Here is a 5,679-nt window from a genome sequence, read left to right as displayed (position 1 = left end):
GCGAGCAGCCCATGACCATCGCCGAGCGCCGGCCCGCTCCGCCCTCCGGCGCTCGGCGATGGTCATGGGCTGCTCGCTCCGGCGACCCCGACGCGCGGCGGGCGACCCGGCGTCGTCGTCATCCGCGGCGTGGGAGCCTCCCCGCGCGGCACGGGCGGCGGCCGGCTCCCGGAAGCGGCCGGCGCCCTGGTACAGGGCGGGCTCGACGCCGAGGACCCGTGGGTCCAGGCCGGACATCGGATGCCCGCCGCCCACGAAGTCCGTGCGGGAGAGCAGCACCATCAGCGGGTGCGTGAACATGAACACGACGAGGAGGTCCGCGATCGCCGTCAGACCGAGCGTGAACGCGAAGCCGCGCACATTGCCCACGGCCACGAAGTACAGCACGACGGCCGCCAGCAGGTTCACGGCCTTGGAGGCCGTGATGGTCCGCTTGGCGCGCTTCCAGCCCTCATGGAGGGCCGCGTCCAGGGTGTGGCCCGAGCGCAGCTCGTCCTTGATGCGCTCGAAGTAGACGATGAACGAGTCCGCCGTGAGGCCGATGGCCACGATCAGGCCGGCGATGCCCGCCAGGGACAGGCGGTAGTTGTCCGTCCAGCCGAGGATCGCGATGGCCAGGTACGTGAGGGCGCCGGCCACGACGATCGAGGCGAACGTCAGCAGGCCCAGCGCCCGGTACTGGAAGAACTGGTAGACGGCGACGAGCGCGAGGCCGATGAGGCCCGCGATGAGGCCCCAGAACAGCTGGTCGCGGCCGAGGGTCGCGGAGATCTGCTGCTCCGACTCGATCGTGAAGGAGATCGGCAGGGAGCCGTAGTTGAGCTGCTCGGCGAGCTGGGCGGTGGACTCCTCCGTGAAGCCCGGGCCGGAGATCTGCGCCTGGCCGCCCGTGATCACCACGTTCGACTGCGGCGCGGCGATCACCTGCCCGTCGAGCATGATGGCGAACTGCTTGCGCGGGTCGCCCTCGGCGAAGGGGGTCAGCTTCTGGGTGACCTCGGTGAAGCGCTTGGTGCCCTCTCCATCGAAGTCGATGTTCACGACCCACTCGTTGGTGGTCACGCCGGTCTGCGACTGGGCGGTGGCGTTGCTCGCCTTCTCGATCATGGTGCCGGGGATCACCACCGGGCCGACGATGTACTTCGTCGCCGGCATCGTGCCCGCGGGGGTCTCCTGCTGCGGCTCGCACACCACGACCGCCCGGTCCGTGGCCGGCGGGGCGGCGTTCGGGTCGCGCGGCAGGGTGCAGTCGGTGCGCTGGAACTCGTCGGCCAGCTCCGGGGTGATCCAGTTCGGGTCGTAGGCGTCCGTCGGCTCGGCCGAGGGCGTCGGGAACTGGTCCTTCGGGACCAGCTGGTCCTGGGGCGTCGGCTGGCCGCCGGGGACGGCCTGCAGCACGGGACGGAACTGCATGTCCGCGGAGGCCTGGATCAGGCGGCGGGTCTCCTCGTCGGGCACGCCCGGCATGGAGACGACGACGTTCTGGTCGCCCTGGGTGGCGACGACGGCCTCGGCCACTCCGGAGCCGTCCACGCGCTGGCGGATGATCTCCACGGCCTGCTGGAGCTGCTCGGGGGTGGCCTGCTCTCCGCTGGCCGTCGTGGGGGCGAGCACCATCTGGGTGCCGCCCTCGAGGTCCAGCGCGAGCTTGGGGGCCCAGGAGGCCTGGCCCGAGGCCACGCCGAGCCCGAGGATCGCAGTGAGCGCCACGATCAGCGCGGCCAGCCAGGCCAGGGTGCGCCCGGCGGCGCGGGTGGGTGAGGTCTTCGCCATGCGTGCTGCTTTCGCTGCGGGCGGTCCGGGTGCGTGCCCGGCCGCCGGGGAGGGGTGCTGCGGGTCCGGGGCTCAGGCGCGGTCGGTGTCGTCGGCCGCGGGGGCCGTCTCCGCAGCGTGCGCACCGCCGACGGCGGGGGCGGTGTCCGCCGCGGGCGCGACATCCGGCTCCTCGATCTTCACGATGCCCTGCAGGTGCACGTCCATGCGGGTGCCGGGCGCGGTCTCCAAGGTCACGCGCTGGGCGGCGGCGTCCACCGCCACGACGCGGCCGAAGATGCCCGCGCCGGTCATGACCTCCTGACCGGGGGTCAGGCGTGCCCGCATGTCCGCGGCCTCCGCCTGGGCCTTCTTGCCCCGCCGGAAGGAGAGGAACAGCATCACGGCCAGGGCCGCGAACATGGCCAGCACGAGGACGTTGCCGCCGCCGGCGGCGTCGTCGGCGAGGACGGGGGCGAGCGGGGTCAGCGGCACGGGGCACACTCCAGGTCGAGTCGACTGCGGGGATCCGTGCCAGTGTAGGGCGCTCAGCCGAGCGGAGCCTCCGGCGGGGTCATGCCCAGGTGGTCCCACGCGCCGGGCAGGGCCACGCGGCCGCGCGGGGTGCGCGCCATCATGCCCTCCCGGATGAGGAAGGGCTCGGCGACGGTCTCCACGGTCTCGGCCTCCTCCCCCACGGCGGTGGCCAGGGTGGTCAGGCCCACGGGGCCGCCCCCGAACGTGGTGCACAGGGCGGTCAGCACGGAGCGGTCCAGGCGGTCCAGGCCGCGGGCGTCCACCTCGTACATGGTCAGCGCGGCGGAGGCGGCCTCGGCGTCCACGGTGTCCAGGCCCTTCACCAGGGCCCAGTCCCGCACGCGGCGCAGCAGCCGGTTGGCGATGCGCGGCGTGCCCCGGGAGCGCGAGGCGATCTGCCGGTAGCCGTCCGTCTCGACGCGCATGTCCAGCAGGGCGGACGAGCGGCGCAGCACCCGCTCGAGCTCCTCGATCGCGTAGAACTCGAGGTGGCCGGTGAAGCCGAACCGGTCCCGCAGCGGCCCGGGCAGCAGCCCGGCGCGCGTGGTCGCCCCGACGAGGGTGAACGGGGGCAGCTCCAGCGGAATGGATGTGGCGCCGGCGCCCTTGCCCACCACGATGTCCACGCGGAAGTCCTCCATGGCCATGTAGAGCATCTCCTCGGCCGGCCGGGACATGCGGTGGATCTCGTCGAGGAAGAGCACCTCCCCCTCCGTCAGCGAGGAGAGGATCGCCGCGAGGTCGCCGGCGTTCTGGATCGCCGGGCCGGAGGACAGGCGCAGCGGCGCGTTCATCTCCTGCGCCACGATCATGGCGAGGGTGGTCTTGCCGAGGCCGGGCGGACCGGAGAGCAGCACGTGGTCCGCCGCGCGGTCGCGCAGCCGGGCCGAGGCGAGCATGAGGTCCAGCTGCTCGCGGACGCGGGCCTGGCCCACGAACTCGTCGAGGAGCTTCGGGCGCAGCGCGGCCTCGAGGCGGCGCTCCTCCGCGTCGGCCTCGAACGCGGTGACGGGGCGCTCGCTCATGCGCGGCGGCCCCCGCGCACGGCCGCGGCGGCGCCGACGTCCCGCAGGGTGGCGCGCAGCAGCGCGGCGACGTCGCCGGAGGTGTCCACGTCCGGGTGCGTGGCGACGGTGGCGGCGACCGCCTTGGCGGCCTCCTTCTCCGACCAGCCCAGACCGGTCATGGCCTGCACGACGTCCGCGTGCCAGGCGTCGGCCGCGGCCTCGGGCTCCACGACGGCCGCCTCCGGCTCGACCTCGCCCGTGGGGGCCAGCCGCCCCGCGAGGTCGACGATGATCTTGCGCGCCATCTTGGGGCCGATCCCCGGCACGAGGGTGAGGGCCTTCTCGTCCTCGTCCGTGACGGCCCGCCGCACGGCCTCGGGGCGGTGCACCGCGAGGATGGCCAGCGCCAGGCGCGGGCCGACCCCGTTGGCGCCCAGCAGGACCTCGAACACCTCGCGCTCCGCGCGGTCGGCGAACCCGAACAGGGTGAGGGAGTCCTCCTTGACCACGAGGTGCGTCTGGACGGCGCCGTCGCGTCCTTCATGCAGGTGCGACAGGGTCTGGGGCGTGGCGGAGAAGCTCAGGCCCACGCCGCCGACGGCGATCACCGCGTGGTCCAGGCCCACGTGCTCCACGGTGCCGGAGAGGGACGCGATCATCGGGGGCCTCCAGGGGGTCGGTCGGCGGACGGGATTCGAACATATCATCGAACGCCGCCGGCGACGGCGCGGCGGGAGAGGGCGCGCCGCGCGCCGTCGTCGGCCGCCCGTGCCCCGCCTCCCGGTCAGCCCGCGCTGCGGCGATCGGGACGGACGCCGGCGGAACGCTCCGCGGCGAGCCACGCCTGCTGCGCGGGCGTCAGGGCGGCCTTCGGGGTGCGGCGCACGCGCGCGCCGGCCGCGCCCCGCGAGGCTCCGGTGCGGCTGGCCAGTCCCGACGTGTCCAGGCCGGTGTGCCCGGCGGCCCGCCCGAGGGCCGTGCCCCGCCAGGCGTGGGCGATGGCCAGTGCGAGGGCGTCGGCGGCGTCGGCCGGGCGCGGGGGCGCGTCCAGGCGGAGGATCCGGGTGACCATGGTGGTCACCTGCTCCTTGCCGGCGTCGCCGTTGCCGGTGACGGCCGCCTTCACCTCCGACGGGGTGTGCAGGCCCACCGGGACGCCCGCGCGGGCCGCGGCGGCGATCGCCACGCCCGCCGCCTGGGCGGTGCCCAGGACCGTGGGCGTGTTGTTGTTGGCGAACATCCGCTCGACGGCCGCGCGCTCCGGCCGGAAGCGCACGAGCACAGCGCTCACGGCCCGGTCGATGCAGAGCAGGCGGGCGTCGAGGGACTCCTCCGGCGCCGTGCCGACGACCTCGACGTGGACGAGCTCGGCCCGCCTGCGCGCGTCCACGTCCACCACGGCGATGCCGCAGCGGGTCAGCCCGGGGTCCACCCCGAGCACGCGGACGACGCCGGCGGGCCGGTCCGTCACGATGCGCTCAGTCCTGCTCGAGCTCGTCCATCACCTCGGGGGCGATGTCCACGTTGGAGAACACGTTCTGCACGTCGTCGAGGTCCTCGAGGGCGTCGGCCAGCTTCAGGAAGGTGCGGGCGCCCTTGGCGTCCAGCTCCACCTTCATGGTGGGCAGGTGCTCCATCTCGTCGGTCTCGTAGTCGATGCCCGCGGCGTCGAGGGCCTCGGCCACGGCGCGCAGGTCGCCGGGCTCGGAGACGATCTCGAAGTCGTCGCCGGAGAGCACGACCTCCTCGGCGTCCGCGCCGCCCTCGAGCACGGCCTCGAGGAGGGAGTCCTCGGTGTTGCCCGCGGCGGGCAGGCGGACGACGCCCTTGCGGTGGAACAGGAAGGAGACGGAGCCGGAGTCGGCCATGGTGCCGCCGTTGCGGGTGACCGCGGCGCGCACGTCGGCGGCGGCGCGGTTCTTGTTGTCGGTGAGGCACTCGACGAGCAGCGCGGAGCCCTGGGGGCCGCGGACCTCGTACATGATCTCGGTGTAGTCGATGACCTCGCCGGTGAGGCCCGCGCCGCGCTTGATGGCGCGGTCGATGTTGTCGTTGGGGACCGAGTTCTTCTTGGCCTTGGAGACGGCCAGGTCCAGCGCGGGGTTGCCGGAGAGGTCGGCGCCGCCGGCGCGGGCGGCCACCTCGATGCCCTTGATGTACTTGGCGAACGCCTTGGCGCGACGCTGGTCGATCACGGCCTTCTTGTGCTTGGTGGTGGCCCATTTGGAGTGACCGGACATCCGCTGTCTCCTTCTGCTCGTCGGGATGCTGCAACGACGCGCGCGGGGCGGCGCGTGCTCGACCGCCCAGTGTAGCGCCGGACGTCCCCGACCTAGGCTGGGCGGCATGACGCACATCACCCACCGCCTCCCCGCGGGCCACC

6 protein-coding genes are annotated in these 5,679 nt (G+C 73.9%); all 6 read right to left on the bottom strand.

Translation table 11 applies throughout. The annotated features are described in order from the left end of the window. Nucleotides 1–1,773 (bottom strand): protein translocase subunit SecD (secD, locus tag MHY29_RS11005; RefSeq protein WP_239241239.1); only part of this gene is annotated, 1,773 nt, incomplete at its 3' end. Between the two features lie 72 nt (nucleotides 1,774–1,845). Further along, nucleotides 1,846–2,247, bottom strand: coding sequence for a preprotein translocase subunit YajC (yajC, locus tag MHY29_RS11000; protein ID WP_224354756.1), 402 nt, complete (start codon nucleotides 2,245–2,247; stop codon nucleotides 1,846–1,848). Nucleotides 2,248–2,300: 53 nt separating this feature from the next. Continuing rightward, a complete protein-coding gene (ruvB, locus tag MHY29_RS10995; RefSeq protein WP_239241238.1) occupies nucleotides 2,301–3,314 on the bottom strand; it encodes a Holliday junction branch migration DNA helicase RuvB in 1,014 nt (337 codons plus the stop codon). Beyond that, nucleotides 3,311–3,955 (bottom strand): Holliday junction branch migration protein RuvA, encoded by a 645-nt coding sequence (ruvA, locus tag MHY29_RS10990; RefSeq protein WP_239241237.1) that lies wholly within the window; start codon nucleotides 3,953–3,955, stop codon nucleotides 3,311–3,313. Before ruvA ends, ruvB begins: the two co-directional genes overlap by 4 nt. Before the next feature lie 125 nt (nucleotides 3,956–4,080). Then, complete coding sequence (gene ruvC, locus MHY29_RS10985) at nucleotides 4,081–4,767, bottom strand: crossover junction endodeoxyribonuclease RuvC (protein WP_239241236.1); 687 nt, start codon at nucleotides 4,765–4,767, stop codon at nucleotides 4,081–4,083. A 7-nt stretch (nucleotides 4,768–4,774) separates the two neighbouring features. After that, a complete protein-coding gene (locus MHY29_RS10980; RefSeq protein WP_224354750.1) occupies nucleotides 4,775–5,536 on the bottom strand; it encodes a YebC/PmpR family DNA-binding transcriptional regulator in 762 nt (253 codons plus the stop codon). Nucleotides 5,537–5,679 lie beyond the last annotated feature (143 nt).

The sequence above is a fragment of the Micrococcus sp. ACRRV genome, assembly GCF_022346985.1.
Taxonomy (GTDB): domain Bacteria; phylum Actinomycetota; class Actinomycetes; order Actinomycetales; family Micrococcaceae; genus Micrococcus; species Micrococcus porci.
The sequence above is the reverse complement of the archived record's forward strand: the minus strand, read 5'-3'. Positions and strand labels throughout refer to the sequence as shown.